The organism is Aeromonas sp. FDAARGOS 1407 (assembly GCF_019048725.1).
Classification (GTDB): domain Bacteria; phylum Pseudomonadota; class Gammaproteobacteria; order Enterobacterales; family Aeromonadaceae; genus Aeromonas; species Aeromonas enteropelogenes.
This window is the reverse complement of the sequence record NZ_CP077399.1, coordinates 797501-813200: the sequence shown is the minus strand read 5'-3', so window position 1 is coordinate 813200 and position 15700 is coordinate 797501. Positions and strand designations below refer to the sequence as shown.

Sequence of the window (15700 nt, the reverse complement as noted above, 5' to 3'; positions counted from 1 at the left end):
CGGTGTTTTCTTCGGTAAAATTTCACATAGAAAAGCAGTGCCGCCTGTTTAGAAGCAGCACCACCAGTAGTTGTGAGTGAAGATGGTCATATTCATGGCAAATCAAGCTACGCCTGTTTGATCACTTCTGCAAGGGCACCACCAGCAGATCGCAGGGCACAGTATTCATCAGCTGGCGGGCGCTGGAGGTGAGCAGGCTCCAGAAGCTCTGGCGATGGCCGCACACCAGCAGGTCGATCTGGTAATCCTTGACCGCCTGGTTGACCCGCTCGCTGAGGTCGCCGCAGATCACCAGCTTCTTCTCGATGGGGTAGTCCACCGAGGCCAGGAAGGTCTCCAGCTTCTCCTTCGCCTCGGCGATCACCTGATCCTGCACGTTGTCGATGTCGATATCGATCATCTCGGTGTAGAGGTCCTTGAGGTCCACATCGACATGGATCACCGACAACTTGGCGCCGTTGGAACGGGCCCGATCGACCGCCTTCTCGATCACCTTGCGGTTGTCTTCCGACAGGTCGATCGCGGCCAGAATGTGTTTGTAATAGGTTCCACTCATGGGATATCTCCTCACTGATCCTGAGCCCACTATACCAATCTCCGCTGAAACTAAAATGGTGCCGAGGGCACAGTTTAGGGATTTGAACGGGCTTGAATGGTTGCCGGGAGCGTGCGCTTGCTCGCAGCAACAGCATTGTTTGTACATTAAATAAACAATAGTTTGAAGCGGGTCACATCCCTCGGCTTGCTCGGCGGCAGGGAGAGGCATAGGATGTGCCCGTGCTTCGCAATGAACACAAAACAACAAAAAGCATTTGAATACCGCTTTGGGGAGCCTCGGCTCCCTTTTGTTTTTCTGTCGTTTTTCTTCTCCGGAATCCGTCCGGTATCAAGGTAATCTCCCTGCGCTTGGTTATGCTGTAGCCAATTCCCTTGGAGACACCGTCATGATCATTACTCCCCAGATCCAGGGCTGCGTCGCCCGCAACTGCCACCCTATCGGCTGCCGGGCCGCCGTGCAGCAGCAGATCGCCAGTGTCAGGGCCGCAGGCCCGTTCAACGGGCCCAAACGGGTGCTGGTGCTGGGGGCCTCGTCCGGTTTCGGGCTGGCGTCGCGCATCTCGCTCACCTTTGGCGCCGGGGCCGACACCATAGGTATCTCGTTCGAGCGTGGCTCCTCCGACAAGGGACTTGGCAGCGCCGGCTGGTACAACAACATCTGGTTTCGGCAGGCGGCGGAGCAGGCCGGGCGCATTGCCATCAACCTGATCGGGGACGCTTTCTCAGACACCATGCGCCAGCAGGCCATCGAGACCATTCGCCAGCAGCTCGGGCAGGTGGATCTGGTGATCTACTCGCTGGCGAGTGGCATCCGGGTGCTGGCCGATGGCACTCAGGTGCGCTCCGTGCTCAAGACCACGGGCCAGCCCTTCAGCGGCTGGGGGCTGGATCTGGAGCGCGATGCCCTGGTGCAGCAATCCCTGGCGCCGGCCACCCCGGAGGAGATCCGCGACACCGTCACCGTGATGGGGGGTGAGGATTGGCAGCTCTGGTTGCAGGCGCTGCAGCAGGCGGATTGCCTGGCGCCCGGAGCCCAGACGGTGGCCTACTCCTATATCGGCCCCGAATCGACCTATCCCCTCTATCGGGATGGCACCATCGGCTATGCCAAGGAGCATCTGCATGCCACCGCCGAGACCATCAACCTGCAACTGGCACAAATCGGTGGCCACGCCTGGGTGTCGGTGTGCAAGGCGTTGGTGACCAAGGCGAGTGCCTATATTCCGGTGCTGCCTGTTTATCTCGGCCTGCTGATGGGGGTGATGAAGGAGCGCGGAGTGCACGAGGGCTGCATCGAGCAGATGCAGCGGCTGTTTGCCGGCAAGATGTACGGGCCCAATGGGGTGGTGGCCGATGGCAACCGGCTGATCCGGATGGATGACCACGAGCTGGATCCGGCCATTCAGGCCGCCGTCTCGGCGCTCTGGCCCAAGGTAACGCCGGACAACTTCCACGCCTTGGGGGATTTCGCCGGCCTGCGCCGGGATTTCATGCAGCTCAATGGTTTCGAGCTGACTGGCGTGGATTATGGTGCGCCCGTGGATGTCGCCTCGCTCACCGAGCTGATCCCTTAAGCGAGCAGGAAATGGGATCTCCCTCCCGTTGGCGGGTTGATTCGCAACCTGAGTGTGGCGACAATCGATACCAAATCACAGTGGAGAATCAGTATGTTGGCCCAACCCATGATCGAAAAGTTGAACGAACAGATTAACCTGGAGTTCTACTCCTCCAATCTTTATCTGCAGATGAGCGCCTGGTGCGAAGACAAGGGCTTCGAAGGGGCCGCCACCTTCCTGCGCCAGCACGCAGTCGAGGAGCGCCAGCATATGGAGCGCCTGTTCACCTATGTGAGCGAGACCGGTGCCATGCCCAAGCTGGGTGCCATCGACGCGCCTCCCCACGAGTTCAAGTCGCTGGGTGACGTGTTCCGCACCACCCTGGAGCATGAATACCACATCACCAAGTGCATCAACGGCCTGGCTCACGTGGCCTTCACCACCCAGGACTACTCCACCTTCAACTTCCTGCAGTGGTACGTGGCCGAGCAGCACGAAGAGGAGAAGCTGTTCAAGAGCATCGTCGATCGCCTGGGTCTGGTGGGCGAGGATGGCAAGGGCCTCTACTTCATCGACAAGGAGCTGGCCGAGCTGGCCAAGGGCGCGCCGGCCAGCATCATGGACAGCAACGCCTGATAGTCGTGGACACTTAGTGTTCAGCCAGTACAATGACGGCCCTTTTACGGGCCGTTTTCTATTGTCTCGGGGCGAAAACCGCAGTGGTGGTGGCCGCCGGGCACAATGGCGACCCTGCTGTATTTCTCCGGACCGTGTTGGTTGGTCGTTTGATGAGTAAGGCTGTGATGATGCAAGTGGATGTGGTGGTGATCGGGGCCGGTGCGGCCGGGCTGATGTGTGCGGCGCAGGCGGGCTATCGGGGCCGCTCCGTGCTGGTACTCGACAATGCCAAGAAACCGGGCCGCAAGATCCTCATCAGCGGCGGTGGCCGCTGCAACTTCACCAACCATCAGGCGGGGGCCCACGCCTACCTCTCCGCCAATCCGCACTTCAGCAAGTCGGCGCTGGCCCGTTACACCCAGCAGGATTTCATCGATCTGGTGGACCGCCACGGGGTCAACTATCACGAGCGCACCCTGGGGCAGCTGTTCTGCCTCGAGAGCGCCAAGGATATCGTCGACGTGCTGCTCACCGAGTGCGACTGGGCCGGGGTGACCTTGCAGTGTCAGACCGAGATCCTCTCCGTCAGCAAGGGTGACGAGGGCTTCGTGCTGGCGACCAGCAAGGGAGAGGTGCGTTGCCACTCGCTGGTGGTGGCCACCGGCGGCCTCTCCATGCCCAAGCTCGGCGCCACCCCTTATGGCTTCAAGCTGGCGGAGCAGTTTGGCCTCAAGGTACTGCCGACCCGTGCCGGTCTGGTGCCCTTCACCCTGCATCAGGCCGAAAAAGAGGCCTTTGCCGATCTGGCGGGCATCAGCCTGCCGGTGGCGGTGACCGCCGAGGATGGCACCCGCTTCAAGGAGGCCATGCTGTTCACCCACCGCGGCCTCTCCGGCCCCGTCATTCTGCAGATCTCCTCTTACTGGCACGCCGGCGAGAAGATCCACATTAACCTGCTGCCGGAGCTCGATATTGCGGCCGCCCTGCGGGAGTGGGCCCAGGCCCATCCGGCCCAGGAGCTGAAAACTGTGCTGGGACGCGAGTTGCCCAAACGCTTCGTCGACAAGCTGGTGGAGCTGGGCCAGCTCGACAGCAAGCCGATGCGCCAGTACAACGAGCGGGAGCTGGAAGCCATCGCTGCCCTGCTGGGAGACTGGCAGATCCTGCCCAACGGCACCGAGGGGTATCGCACCGCCGAGGTAACCTTGGGGGGCGTCGACACCAATGAGCTCTCCTCCAAGACCATGGAGGCGCGCAAGGTGCCCGGCCTCTACTTCGTCGGCGAAGTGGTGGATGTGACCGGTTGGCTCGGCGGCTACAACTTCCAGTGGGCCTGGTCCTCCGGCTGGGTCGCCGGTCAATACTGCTGATCGCCGGCGGTGCTGTGACTGCCGCCGGTTTACTAACGGAATAGGGCATGTTTGCCGCTTTTTTATGCGGCGGTTTCCGACCTGCCAGAGATTGGTATAGAGTGGTTGTTCACTCTTTTATCCGGGAGGGCGCCTCTGCACAGGTGTCCTCCGTCTCTCGGGGGCAACATGTACGAACGCTTGGATGGCATTGATGTCGCGGCCTGGTCGATGACAAGAACGGAGGTGGCCGATGTTTGAGAGCCTGGGGGTCATCAACGTCTGGACCTATCTGGTGGGTCTTTTCTTCATCATCATAGCGCCGGGCCCCAACTCGTTTTACGTGCTGCGCACCGGCGCCAGCCGTGGCATAGGGCCGGGATATCGCGCCGCTCTCGGGGTATTCGTCGGCGATGCCATCCTGATCTTCTGCGCCTATCTGGGGGTTGCCTCCCTCATTCGCACCACCCCCCTGCTGTTCACCCTGGTGCGCTACCTCGGCGCCATCTATCTGCTCTATCTGGGAGTGAAGATACTGCACGCCAACTTCATCGCCAGACGGGAAGGAGAAGAGTCCGAGATAGACGCGGGAGAGCGCTATTTCAGCAAGGCCCTGACCCTGAGCCTCACCAACCCCAAGGCGATCCTGTTCTACGTCTCCTTTTTTGTGCAGTTCATCGACTTCAACTATGCCCACACCTGGCTCTCCTACCTGGTGCTGGCGGGCATGCTGGAGGCAATGAGCTTCGTCTATCTGAGCCTGCTGATCTTCGGCGGTACCCTGATGGCCCGTTTCTTTGCACGCAAGGTGCGCCTCGCCAAGCTGGGCAACGGTCTCATCGGCCTCTTCTTTATGGGGTTTGCGGCCAGGTTGGCCACCCTCTCCTGATGAGGATTGTTTGTCAGGCCCCGCGTGTTGGTGCGGGGCTTTTTCGTTTCTGGCGCGGTGACTCGCCCTCTCTCCTTGATCCCGGTCAGCGGTGACCGAGCTCACAATCCCTATAGTGGGCTCCCACTTGTTGCGGTCTTGAGGTATCCATGCTTGAAAATCAGATGATGCTGCTGGCGGTGTTCGAACGGGCCGCCCTGATGCTGATGACCCTGTTCTTCCTGACCCGTACCCGGCCATTCCAGCGCCTGTTTCAGAAGCGGGATCACACTCCGGCCGAACTGGTGCTGGTCGCCGCCATCTTCTGCCTGTTTGCGGTGTTCAGCACCTATACCGGCATCCCCATAGAGGGGGCGCTCATCAACGTGCGGATCATCGCCATCATTTCGGGCGGCATCCTGTTCGGCCCCTGGGTCGGCATTCCGGCCGGGGTTATCTCCGGCCTGCACCGCTATCTCATCGACATGGATGGTCACACTTCCATCCCCTGCCTTATCGCCAGCATCATCGCCGGTCTGCTGGCCACCTGGCTGCACCTGAGATGCCGCAAGTCGCGGCTCTGGCTCTACGGCATTCTGGCGGGGATGGCCTGCGAGGGGCTGACCATGCTGCTCATCTGGCAGCTGACCGAGCCCCATGCGGTGGGGGTGGAGATCGTCAACCACATAGCCTATCCGATGATCGCCGGGACGCTATGCATCGGCCTCATCATCAAGCTGGTGCAGGATCTGGATGACGAGAAGGAGCTGATCGCCGCCAAGCAGGCCAAGCTGGCGCTGGATATCGCCAACCAGACCCTGCCGTTTTTCCAGAACATCAACCGCCACTCCCTGAGCCAGGTGTGTGACGTCATCCGGCGCGAGATCAGCGCCGATGCGGTGGCCATCACCGATACCCATGACGTGCTGGCTTATGTGGGGGTGGGCAAGGATTACTACGCGCTGGACGAGCATCACGCCATCAGCGCCATGACCCGCAAGGCGGTGCTGCTCGACCAGATCATCATCAACAACGATCTGCGCCAGTATCACCTCTCCGATTTCCACTCGGTCATCATTATTCCGCTGCGAGAAAACGGCGCCGTCAGCGGTACTCTCAAGATCTACTATCGCCGCACCCACAGCATCACCAGTTCTCTCAAGGAGATGGCGGTGGGCCTCTCCCAGCTCATCTCCACCCAGATGGAGGTGTCGCGCATCGAGCAACTGAAAGAGATGACCCGCAAGGCGGAGTTCACCGCGCTGCAGAGCAAGATCAACCCGCACTTCCTGTTCAACGCTCTCAACGCCATCTCGTCGCTGATCCGCATCCGTCCCCAGCAAGCGCGCCAGCTCATCGCCAACCTGGCGGACTACCTGCGTTACAACCTCAACAAGGGGGACACCCTCATCGACATCCAGGAGGAGTTGCAGCAAGTGCGCGACTACGTGGCCATCGAGCAGGCCCGCTTCGGCGACAAGCTGGAGGTGGTGTTCGAGGTGGATGACGTGCATATCCAGGTGCCGAGCCTGCTGTTGCAGCCGCTGGTGGAAAACGCCATCCTGCACGGCATCCAGCCCCGCAGCGCGCCGGGCCGGGTCACTATCGAGGTGAAACAGCTGGCTGGGGGCATCCGGGTGGCGGTGCGGGACACGGGTTACGGCATCAGCCAGGCAGTGATCGACGGGGTCGCCGCCGGCCGGGTGGAGAGCCGCAGCATCGGCCTGATGAACGTGCATCAGCGGGTCAAGCTGCTCTATGGCGATGGCCTGCACCTCAAGCGGCTGGAGCCGGGTACTGAAGTAAGTTTCTATCTGCCGGATCAGGAGTCGATACCATGCTGAGTGTCATCATGATTGAGGATAAGTGTGTGCTGCGAGAGGCAATGCCATGCTGAAAGCCATCATAGTGGAAGACGAGTATCTGGCTCGCGAGGAGCTGGCCTACCTGGTGGGGCAGCATAGTCAGATCGATATAGTGGCGAGCTTCGAGGACGGGCTGGAGGCGTTCAAATACCTGCAGGATCACGAGGTGGACGTGGTGTTTCTGGATATCCAGATCCCCGCCATCGACGGTCTGCTGCTGGCCAAGAACCTGCACAAGTCGAGCCATCCGCCCCATATCGTCTTCGTCACCGCCTACAAGGAGTTCGCGGTGGAGGCATTCGAGCTGGAGGCGTTCGACTACATTCTCAAGCCATACAACGAACCGCGTCTCATCAGCCTGCTGCAAAAGCTCGAGTTGGCTGGCAAGTCGTTGGCGGGGCAGGGGAGCGAGCCGGGCACGCCGCACAATCGCACCGTCAATCTGGTGAAGGGGGAGCGCATCATAGTCACCCCCTGCGAGCAGATCTACTACGCGGAAGCCGACGAAAAGCTCACTCATGTCTACACCCGCGATGACCGTTACGTGATGACCATGACCCTCAGCGAGTTCGTCAGCCGGCTGCCTGCCGAAGGGTTCTTCCGCTGCCACCGCTCCTACTGCGTCAACATCAACAAGATCCGCGAGATAGTGCCCTGGTTCAACAGCACCTATCTCATCCGGCTCCATGACCTGCCGTTCGAGGTGCCGGTCAGCCGCAGCAACATCAAGGCGTTCCGTCAGCTGATGCGCCTCTGATTGTCATTCATTCCCGCCGATCTGCATTTCATGCCTTAATCGGTCGGCGGGAGTGGCGTCTTGCCTATAGTGGCCCCAGTTTCCTTAAGGCCATTGACCGAGACGCATCATGACCAAAGAGATGAATCGCACCCGCTACCTCACCCTGTTGGGGACCATCATCACCCAGTTCGCGCTGGGATCCGTTTACACCTGGAGCCTGTTCAACGCCCAGCTCTCCGACAAGCTGGACGAGCCGGTGAGCCAGGTCGCCTTCGCCTTCGGCCTGCTCAGCCTCTCCCTGGCGGTGGCCTCCTCCCTGGCGGGCAAGCTGCAGGAGCGGTTCGGGGTGCGCAACGTCACCCTGGGCGCCGGCGTGCTGCTCGGTATCGGCTTCTTCCTCACCGCTCACGCCAGCAACCTGGCGATGCTCTACCTCTGCGCCGGCATCCTGGTCGGTTTTGCCGACGGTACCGGCTACCTGATGACCCTCTCCAACTGCGTGAAGTGGTTCCCGGAGCGCAAGGGGCTGATCTCCGCCTGCTCCATCGGCGCCTATGGCCTCGGTAGCCTGGGCTTCAAGTACATCAACCTGTTGCTGCTCTCCAGCAACGGGCTGGAGGCCACCTTCCAGCTGTGGGGGCTGATCGCCATGTCCATGATGCTGGTGGGCGGCATGCTGATGAAGGATGCACCCAGGCAGGCGGCCGCCGTGCAGCAGAGCGAGAGCCGCGACTTCACCTTGGCCGAGGCGATGCGCAAGCCCCAGTACTGGATGCTGGCGCTGATGTTCCTCACCGCCTGCATGAGCGGTCTCTACGTCATCGGCGTGGCCAAGGACATCGGCGAGAAGATGGTGGGCCTGCCGGCCGTGGTCGCCGCCAACGCCGTCGCCATCATCGCCATGGCCAACCTGGGTGGCCGGCTGGTGCTGGGTATCCTCTCCGACAAGATGTCCCGCATCCGGGTCATCACCATCGCCCAGCTGATTACCCTGTGCGGCATGGCGCTGCTGCTGTTCGTGCCGCTCAACGCCAACCTCTTCTTCGTGGCGGTGGCCTGTGTGGCGTTCAGCTTCGGCGGCACCATCACCGTCTACCCCTCGCTGGTGAGCGACTTCTTCGGTCTCAACAACCTGACCAAGAACTACGGCGTCATCTATCTGGGCTTTGGTCTGGGCAGCATCATCGGCTCCATCGTGGCCTCCCTGTTCGGCGGCTTCATGGCGACCTTCAACCTGATCCTGGTGTTGCTGGTAGTGGCCCTAGTGCTCTCCCTCACCATCCGCCTGCCGGCGCCGGTATCGGTCGAACGGGCCTGACTCTTCGTCTAAAGACAGCACCATAAAAAAGACCCGGGCCTTTGCCCGGGTCTTTTCGTTGGTACCAGCGACGCTTAGCGTGGCGGCAGGCCCAGCAGGGCACGCAACTGGTGCGCGGTGGCTTCGACCGTCGGCCAGTCGCGGCCGGTGACGGTGACGTGGCCCATCTTGCGGCCGGGGCGGGCCTCGCCCTTGCCGTAGAGGTGCAAGTGCACCCCGGGCAGGGCCAGGGCGCCGGCCCAGTCCGGCGTGCCGTCTTGCCACAGATCCCCGAGCAGGTTCAGCAGGATGGCGGGCTGAACGTCAGCCTGCGCCGGCAGCGGCAGATCGCACAGGGCACGCACCTGCAGCTCGAACTGGCTGCAACCGGCGTTGTCGATGCTGGGGTGACCCGAATTGTGGGGGCGGGGGGCCATCTCGTTGACCAGCAGCTGGCCGCCGACCAGGAAGAACTCCACCGTCAGCACGCCCACGTAGTCGAGGGCGGCGATGATGTGCTCGGCGATGCGTTGGGCCTCGGCCTCCAGGGCGGGCACGTTGGCCGGGGAGCGGGTCTGATCCAGAATGCCGCCGCTGTGCCAGTTTTGCACCAGGGGCAGGGCGCTGATGGCACCGCTCGGGCTGCGCGCCAGGGTCAGGGCGAACTCCCCTTCCAGTGGCAGGCGCTTCTCCAGCACGCAGGGCACGCCGCTGGCGGCCAGGGCCGCCGGCAGCTCGCTGGCCTGGTGAATGGTCCACTGCCCCTTGCCGTCGTAGCCCTCGCGAGCGGTCTTGAGGATGGCGGGGAAGAGGTGATCCGGCAGCTCGGGCAGCGGCTCGTGGGGCAGCAGGGTCAGGTTCGGCGCGACGGGCACGCCGGCGCGGGCCAGGAAGGCTTTCTCTTCACGACGATCCTGACAGACGCGTACTGCGCTCGCGGCCGGGTGCACCGGCTTGTGCTGCTCCAGCAGGGCCAGGGAGGCGGCGGGCACGTTCTCGAATTCGCAGGTGATGGCGTCGCAGCGGCGGGCCAGCTCGGCCAGGGCATCGGCGTCGTCATAGGCTGCGATGATCTGATCGTCGGCAGCGGCGCCGGCGATGCTGGCGGGATCCGGATCCAGCACGATGACCTGATAGCCGAGGCGATGGGCAGACATCACGAAGTAGCGGCCGAGCTGGCCGCCGCCGAGCATGCCCAGGGTAGCGGGAGGCAGTATCATGCCGGCTCCTCCAGGGTGAGGGCCAGCACCCGATCGCGCTCCTTGGCGCGAAAGCCGTCGAGCTGCTGATGATAACGGGGAGCGTCGGCATCCTGAGCGACGGAGAGTAGGGAGACTGCAAACAGGCCGGCGTTGGCGGCACCCGCCTCGCCGATGGCGAAGGTGGCGACCGGTACGCCCTTGGGCATCTGCACGATGGAGAGCAGGGAGTCCATCCCCTTGAGCTGGCGGGTCGGGATCGGCACGCCCAGCACCGGAATCGTGGTCTTGGCGGCCAGCATGCCCGGCAGATGGGCGGCACCGCCGGCACCGGCGATGATGGCGCGCAGGCCGCGTTCGCGGGCGCTGGCGGCGTATTCGAACAGCAGATCCGGGGTGCGGTGGGCCGATACCACGCGCGCTTCGTAGGGAACCCCGTGCTCCTTGAGGATGCGGGCGGCCGCTTGCATGACGGGCCAGTCAGAGTCAGAGCCCATTACCAGGCCGATCAGGGGAGGGGTGCTCATTACTACTCCTTGCAGTCAAACGTTTGTCTCTGGTTGGCAAAACAAGCCGGCATGCCGGCTCAGAATTTCTCGGGTCGCACTATTTCGACCGTTTGCAGGAACGCAATCATAGCGTAATCGGGGTAGTAACGGATCTTAATATGTTCCATCAATCGCTCGGCCTGCTCGCGAGTGCAGATCGCCTCCAGCCTGATATTGCCGCTTTCGCTCCAGCTGGCGTTGCGTTCGCCATGGTCTCCCCGGCCCCGGGCGTCCGTGATGGTGTAGCCGCGCAACCCTTCTCGGGTCAGGGTGCGCAGCAGGGTGGGTTCCAGGGTGGCCTCTGTCACTATGGTCAGCAGGGTGCGGGTCTCGGTCTGCATATGGCTACTCCATGAAGTGGCGGGCCCAGCTGTGGTAGAGCGGGATCCCCAGCATGATGTTGAACGGGAAGGTGACCCCCAGCACGGCGCTTAGCGACAGTCCGGGATTGGCCTGGGGCAGGGCGATGCGCAGGGTGGCGGGCACGGCAATATAAGAAGCGCTGGCGGCCAGGATGGCAAGCAGGGTCAGTCCGCCGAGGGAGAGCCCCATCAGCTTGCCGACGGCCAATCCCAGTCCGGCCGAAGCGAGCGGCATCAGCAGAGCGAAGCCGAGCAGGAACAGACCGTGACGGCGCAGGTCCTGGCACTGGCGCGCGACAATGAGGCCCATTTCCAGCAGGAACAGGGCCAGCGCTCCCTTGAAAAGGTCGACAAAGAGCGGTTTGAGGGGAGCGACCCCTTCCGGGCCGGCCAGATAGCCGATGGCCATGCCGCCGAGCAGCAGGGTGACCCCCTTGCCGAGGAAAGTCTCGTGGGCCAGCATCCGCCAGCGGGTCTGGCGACTCACACCACGCGCCAACACTATGCCGACCAGGATGGCCGGGATCTCCATCACCGCCAGGAAGATGGAGAGCTGGGATTCGAAGTCGATGCCGCGCTCGGTGAGCCAGTTCACCCCGACCGCGAAGGTGGCCACGCTGACCGAACCGTAGTGGGCGGCGGTGGCGGCAGCATCGATCCGGTTCATCTTAATGCGCAGCAGGACAAAGCCGAGCAGGGTCTGCACCACGCCGAGCAGGATCACCAGCGCCAGCTGGGGCAGCAGGGGGAGCAGGGATTGCTGGGCCAGCCCGACGCCGCCCTTGAGGCCGATGGCCAGCAGCAAAAAGAGAGAAAGGGTATCGTAGAGGGCGGGCGGTAGTTTGAGCTCGGAACGCACCAAACCGGCCAGCAGGCCAAACAGGAAAAAGAGAACAACAACATCCAACATGATGACTCGCGGGAGCAGTCCACAGGGTGGTTGCATGCTAGAGTGCATGATGCTTCGATAAAATCAGATTTTGATTGATGGTTGTTCGGTAAAAACTGATAAGGGGTCCGATGCTCAACTACAAACAGCTCTACTACTTCTGGCATGTGGCCCGCAGCGGTGGCGTGACGCGGGCGGCGCAGCAGTTGCATCTGACCCCGCAGACCATCAGCGGCCAGGTGGCCGAGCTGGAGCAATCCCTCGGCGTGGCGCTGTTCAACAGGGTCGGCAGGCGGCTCGTGCTGACGGCGGCCGGGCGCCAGGCGCTCGAACAGGCCGGGGCCATCTTCTCGCTCGGTGCCGAGCTGGAGCACTCCTTGCGCCACGCCAGCCAGGAGCTGACCATGCAGGTGGGGATTACCGCGTCAGTCCCCCGCACCCTGGCGTTCGAACTGCTGGCGCCGGCCATGGCACTGGCGACCCCGCTTCGGCTGATCTGTCATGAGGAACGGCCAGACCAGCTCTTCAGCGAGCTGGCCAGACACAAATTGGACATGGTGCTGACCGACCGCCCGCTGCCCCCCGACAGCGGCATCCGCGGCTATAACCACGAGCTGGGGCGCAGCCCGCTGGCCCTGTTTGCCAGCCCGGCGCTGGCGGCGCAGGCCCGCAAGGGGTTTCCCGCCGCGCTGGAGGGGTTGCCCGTGCTGATCCCGGGTGAAAAGTCGGTGACCCATGATCGCTTGCTGGCCTGGTATCACCAGCAGGGTATCCATCCCCACCTGGTCGGCCAGTTCGATGACTCCGCCCTGATGAAGTCGTTTGGCAAGGCGGGGATGGGGATCTTTCCGGCTCCGCTCGCCATGGGGGAGGAGATAACCCGCGTCTATGGTGTCGAACGGATTGCCACCCTGCCCGAGGTCGCCCTCTCCTACTATCTGGTCTCGGCCGGTCGTCATCTCTCCCACCCCGGCGTGAAGGCGGTGATGGAGGGGGCCGGCCAGCGATTGGCGGCACTGGAAAATAAAAAATAGAAATCTGGATGGCTATACATCCGATATGCGTCTGCCTATAATCCCCCCCGCTTTGGCGCATCATGCTTAATAGGGAATCCGGTGAAAATCCGGAGCTGGCGCGCAGCGGTAAGGGGGAACGAAGCGACATCAGGGCACTGCCGTCAGGTGGGAAGCCGTCGCCGTAGGTCATCAGCCCCCCAGCCCGAAGACCTGCCAGAGTTCGTATTTCGGGCCGAGAGAAACCGGCCACGAAGTAGATGCTTACGCGAACTTAAGGATCTCTCATGTCCAAGAAATTATTGGCGGCTGCCCTGTTGCCGACGGCGGCATTTGCCCAGCAGCTGACCATTCCTGTCAATCCTACCATGGTGGTGACCGCCACTCGCGTCGCCCAACCCGCCTCCAGCGTACTGGCTCCCGTCAATGTGATCAGCCGGGACGAGATCGATCGCCTGCAAGCCCAGACTGTGACCGATGTGGTCAAGACCCTGCCCGGCGTGGAAGTGGTCAGCAATGGTGGCCGCGGTCAACTGAGCTCGCTGCGGGTGCGCGGCGGTACCTCTTCCCAGACGCTGGTGCTGGTAGACGGCGTGCGCAGCGCCTCCCTGACCGCCGGCATGACCGAACTCAACAACCTGCCGCTCAATCAGGTCGAGCGGATCGAATATATTCGCGGCCCGCGTGCATCCATCTATGGCTCCGATGCCATCGGCGGGGTGATCAACATCATCACGCGCCCCGAGCAGGGCACCAACCAGCACAAGTTCAACCTGGGGGCTGGTTCCAATCAACAGCGCCAGGCGGCGTTCAGCAGCGCCAGCCAGGTGGGCGAGGTGGGTCAGCTCAAAGTCGCCGGCGGCTTTGACGACGAGTCCGGCTACAACGTACATCCTCTGCCCGGTATCAATGATGGCGATCGTCATGGCCACCGCGGTTATAACGCCATGCTGGACTATCAGCAGGCGCTCACTGGCAACTGGGATCTGTTCGGGACGACCCGCTGGTTCCGCAACGTTGCCCAGTACGACAGTTCGTCCGCTGCTTCCGCCTGGGGGCCGGCGAATCATCAGCGTAACGAAACCTGGACCGAGAACCAGAGCTACCAGCTCGGTTCCCGCTATCACGATGATCGTTACCTGAGCGAGCTGCGCGGTGCCTTTTCCAAGCAGGACGCTTACGACTATCCGGACAACAGCGGTCGCGATCAGGCTGTTAACCGCACCTATACCCGCCAGTACAGCCTGAACTGGGTCAACAGCTTCAAGGTGAACGAGTTCTGGACCCTGGGTGGCGGGGCCGACTGGCAGCGCGACATGCTGGATGATCGCTCCCGCTCCTCCGGCGCCACCTATCCGGCTGACGCCAAAGAACGTGACAACACCGGCCTCTATGCCCTCGCCCAGTTTGACAACCAGACCTGGCAGGCCGAGTTGAGCGGACGCAGCGACGACAACGAACAGTTTGGCCGTCACAACACTTGGCAGACCGGAGCGGGCTGGCGTTTCGCAGAGGATTACCGTCTCAGTGCCCGTTACGGCACCGGCTTCCGTGCACCGACTTTCAACGATCTCTACTATCCGGGCTCCGGCAACAGCAAGCTGAAGCCGGAAGAGTCGAAGAGCAGCGAATTGATGCTGGATGGTCAGACCGCCGGGGTGGAGTGGCGCCTGACTGGCTATCGCAACGATTTCGAGCAGATGATCCAGTGGGCTCCCGATAGCCAGGGGATGTGGACGCCGCAAAACGTGGGCAAGGCACGGATCGAAGGGGTCGAGCTGGAAGGGGAGTTCGCTACCGGCTGGTTGAGTCATCGGGTATCTGCCGAATACAAGGATCCCAAAGACAGGATCACCGACAAACAGCTGCAGCTGATATCCCGCAAGGGCGCCAAGTGGGTAACAGAGGCGCAGTGGCAGCAGTTTGACGGCTCCCTGAGCTGGATTTACCAGGGCGAGCGCTATGGCAACGCGGCCAACACCACCGAGCTGGGTGGTTACAGCGTGTGGAATCTGGCGGTGGGTTACAAGGTGACGCCGGCGCTGAAGGTTTCCGGCAAGATCAACAACCTGCTGGACAAGGAGTATCAGACCGCGGTCGGCTATCCGGCTGATGAGCGCGCTTACTACATCACCATGGATTACTCCCTGTAAGCTCTATCCATCTGATCGGAAAAAACCGGGGCCCTGCCATTGGCAGGGCCTTTTCTATTGGCCGTGGCCGGGAGTATGATCGCCCCCTTGCACCAAAGGGGGAGCTCAAGTGGCCAATATTCTCGTGTTTGATTCCGGTATGGGTGGCCTCACCATCTATCGCGAGATCCGCCGTGTTTTGCCGGTCCACAACTATTTCTACTGTTTCGACAACGCCAACTTCCCCTACGGCGAACTGAGCGAACCCGAGCTGATCGCGGCCTGTACCGGTCTGGTCAGTCACATGGTGACAGCGCATGCCATCGATCTGGTGGTGATCGCCTGCAACACCGCGAGCACCATAGCATTGCCCGCGCTGCGTGCCGCACTGGCCATTCCGATCGTGGGAGTTGTGCCCGCCATCAAGCCGGCAGCCGCCCTGACCCGCAATGGTTGCATCGGTCTTCTGGCAACGCCCGGCACGGTCAGCCGCCACTATACCCAGGAGTTGATCGCCCAGTTTGCCCCCGGCAAGCGGGTGTTGCTCAAAGGCACGACAGAGCTGGTTATCGAGGCCGAGCACAAGCTGGCCGGACTGCCGGTCAACATGCCGCTGCTGCGCGAAGTCCTGGCCGAGTGGCTGGAAGGGGAGTGCACGCCGGATACGCTGGTGCTGGGTTGTACCCACTTCCCGTTATTGAATGAGG

At 62.2% G+C, this 15700-nt stretch carries 15 protein-coding genes and 1 riboswitch (1 of these 16 only partly in view); of the genes, 10 read left to right on the top strand and 5 right to left on the bottom strand.

Going from position 1 to position 15700, the window contains the following annotated elements; translation table 11 throughout:
- Positions 1 to 121: 121 nt before the first annotated feature.
- Positions 122 to 556 (bottom strand): universal stress protein, encoded by a 435-nt coding sequence (locus tag I6L37_RS03875; protein ID WP_026456230.1) that lies wholly within the window; start codon positions 554 to 556, stop codon positions 122 to 124.
- A 388-nt stretch (positions 557 to 944) separates the two neighbouring features.
- Between I6L37_RS03875 and fabV the strand changes: the two genes are divergently transcribed.
- From fabV to I6L37_RS03840, 7 genes are all read left to right on the top strand, one after another.
- Positions 945 to 2132, top strand: coding sequence for an enoyl-ACP reductase FabV (fabV, locus tag I6L37_RS03870; RefSeq protein ID WP_201942823.1), 1188 nt, complete (start codon positions 945 to 947; stop codon positions 2130 to 2132).
- Positions 2133 to 2225: 93 nt separating this feature from the next.
- A complete protein-coding gene (gene ftnA, locus I6L37_RS03865) occupies positions 2226 to 2750 on the top strand; it encodes a non-heme ferritin (RefSeq protein ID WP_042026793.1) in 525 nt (174 codons plus the stop codon).
- Positions 2751 to 2917: 167 nt separating this feature from the next.
- Entirely contained in the window at positions 2918 to 4102 is a 1185-nt protein-coding gene (locus tag I6L37_RS03860) for an NAD(P)/FAD-dependent oxidoreductase (protein ID WP_042071424.1), read from the top strand.
- A gap of 232 nt (positions 4103 to 4334) precedes the next feature.
- Positions 4335 to 4970 (top strand): leucine efflux protein LeuE, encoded by a 636-nt coding sequence (gene leuE / locus I6L37_RS03855; RefSeq protein ID WP_026456335.1) that lies wholly within the window; start codon positions 4335 to 4337, stop codon positions 4968 to 4970.
- A gap of 149 nt (positions 4971 to 5119) precedes the next feature.
- Entirely contained in the window at positions 5120 to 6793 is a 1674-nt protein-coding gene (locus I6L37_RS03850) for a sensor histidine kinase (RefSeq protein ID WP_216993322.1), read from the top strand.
- 46 nt (positions 6794 to 6839) lie between these two features.
- Positions 6840 to 7571 (top strand): LytTR family DNA-binding domain-containing protein, encoded by a 732-nt coding sequence (locus I6L37_RS03845; protein ID WP_026456333.1) that lies wholly within the window; start codon positions 6840 to 6842, stop codon positions 7569 to 7571.
- A gap of 109 nt (positions 7572 to 7680) precedes the next feature.
- On the top strand, positions 7681 to 8871 hold the full coding sequence (locus I6L37_RS03840; protein ID WP_216993321.1) for an MFS transporter: 1191 nt from the start codon (positions 7681 to 7683) through the stop codon (positions 8869 to 8871).
- Between the two features lie 74 nt (positions 8872 to 8945).
- On the opposite strand, the gene I6L37_RS03835 is transcribed toward I6L37_RS03840, so the two are convergent.
- The 4 genes from I6L37_RS03835 to I6L37_RS03820 are packed head-to-tail and all read right to left on the bottom strand — an operon-like array spanning position 8946 to position 11869.
- Complete coding sequence (locus I6L37_RS03835) at positions 8946 to 10070, bottom strand: 5-(carboxyamino)imidazole ribonucleotide synthase (protein WP_216993320.1); 1125 nt, start codon at positions 10068 to 10070, stop codon at positions 8946 to 8948.
- The gene (gene purE / locus I6L37_RS03830) at positions 10067 to 10576 is read right to left on the bottom strand and encodes a 5-(carboxyamino)imidazole ribonucleotide mutase (protein WP_026456330.1); all 510 of its coding nucleotides are present in this window, start codon (positions 10574 to 10576) and stop codon (positions 10067 to 10069) included. Before purE ends, I6L37_RS03835 begins: the two co-directional genes overlap by 4 nt.
- Before the next feature lie 59 nt (positions 10577 to 10635).
- Positions 10636 to 10938 carry a nitrogen regulatory protein P-II gene (locus I6L37_RS03825; protein ID WP_026456329.1) on the bottom strand — a complete coding sequence of 101 codons (303 nt, stop codon included), beginning with the start codon at positions 10936 to 10938 and terminating at the stop codon, positions 10636 to 10638.
- Positions 10939 to 10942: 4 nt separating this feature from the next.
- Positions 10943 to 11869, bottom strand: a complete 927-nt coding sequence (locus tag I6L37_RS03820; protein ID WP_042071434.1) for a sodium-dependent bicarbonate transport family permease — start codon at positions 11867 to 11869, stop codon at positions 10943 to 10945.
- 110 nt (positions 11870 to 11979) lie between these two features.
- On the opposite strand from I6L37_RS03820, the gene I6L37_RS03815 reads away from it, so the two are divergent.
- The 3 genes from I6L37_RS03815 to murI form a co-directional block, all read left to right on the top strand.
- Positions 11980 to 12882: a LysR family transcriptional regulator gene (locus I6L37_RS03815; protein WP_042071436.1), complete on the top strand. Its 903-nt coding sequence runs from the start codon at positions 11980 to 11982 to the stop codon at positions 12880 to 12882.
- A gap of 36 nt (positions 12883 to 12918) precedes the next feature.
- A riboswitch (cobalamin riboswitch) is annotated at positions 12919 to 13097 on the top strand.
- Positions 13098 to 13148: 51 nt separating this feature from the next.
- On the top strand, positions 13149 to 15014 hold the full coding sequence (locus I6L37_RS03810; protein WP_216993319.1) for a TonB-dependent receptor: 1866 nt from the start codon (positions 13149 to 13151) through the stop codon (positions 15012 to 15014).
- A gap of 109 nt (positions 15015 to 15123) precedes the next feature.
- On the top strand, positions 15124 to 15700 hold the 5' portion of the coding sequence (murI, locus tag I6L37_RS03805) for a glutamate racemase (RefSeq protein ID WP_216993318.1). It continues 227 nt past the right edge of the window; 577 of the gene's 804 nt are visible here — the first part of the coding sequence; its start codon is at positions 15124 to 15126; its stop codon lies off the right edge, out of view.

Coding starts and splice junctions, on each gene's coding strand:
- I6L37_RS03850 (WP_216993322.1), top strand. CDS start 5,120: ATGCTTGAAAATCAGATGATGCTGCTGGCGGTGTTCGAACGGGCCGCC.
- I6L37_RS03860 (WP_042071424.1), top strand. CDS start 2,918: ATGATGCAAGTGGATGTGGTGGTGATCGGGGCCGGTGCGGCCGGGCTG.
- leuE (WP_026456335.1), top strand. CDS start 4,335: ATGTTTGAGAGCCTGGGGGTCATCAACGTCTGGACCTATCTGGTGGGT.
- I6L37_RS03835 (WP_216993320.1), bottom strand. CDS start 10,070: ATGATACTGCCTCCCGCTACCCTGGGCATGCTCGGCGGCGGCCAGCTC.
- fabV (WP_201942823.1), top strand. CDS start 945: ATGATCATTACTCCCCAGATCCAGGGCTGCGTCGCCCGCAACTGCCAC.
- purE (WP_026456330.1), bottom strand. CDS start 10,576: ATGAGCACCCCTCCCCTGATCGGCCTGGTAATGGGCTCTGACTCTGAC.
- I6L37_RS03840 (WP_216993321.1), top strand. CDS start 7,681: ATGACCAAAGAGATGAATCGCACCCGCTACCTCACCCTGTTGGGGACC.
- ftnA (WP_042026793.1), top strand. CDS start 2,226: ATGTTGGCCCAACCCATGATCGAAAAGTTGAACGAACAGATTAACCTG.
- I6L37_RS03875 (WP_026456230.1), bottom strand. CDS start 556: ATGAGTGGAACCTATTACAAACACATTCTGGCCGCGATCGACCTGTCG.
- I6L37_RS03815 (WP_042071436.1), top strand. CDS start 11,980: ATGCTCAACTACAAACAGCTCTACTACTTCTGGCATGTGGCCCGCAGC.
- I6L37_RS03845 (WP_026456333.1), top strand. CDS start 6,840: ATGCTGAAAGCCATCATAGTGGAAGACGAGTATCTGGCTCGCGAGGAG.
- I6L37_RS03810 (WP_216993319.1), top strand. CDS start 13,149: ATGTCCAAGAAATTATTGGCGGCTGCCCTGTTGCCGACGGCGGCATTT.
- I6L37_RS03825 (WP_026456329.1), bottom strand. CDS start 10,938: ATGCAGACCGAGACCCGCACCCTGCTGACCATAGTGACAGAGGCCACC.
- I6L37_RS03820 (WP_042071434.1), bottom strand. CDS start 11,869: ATGTTGGATGTTGTTGTTCTCTTTTTCCTGTTTGGCCTGCTGGCCGGT.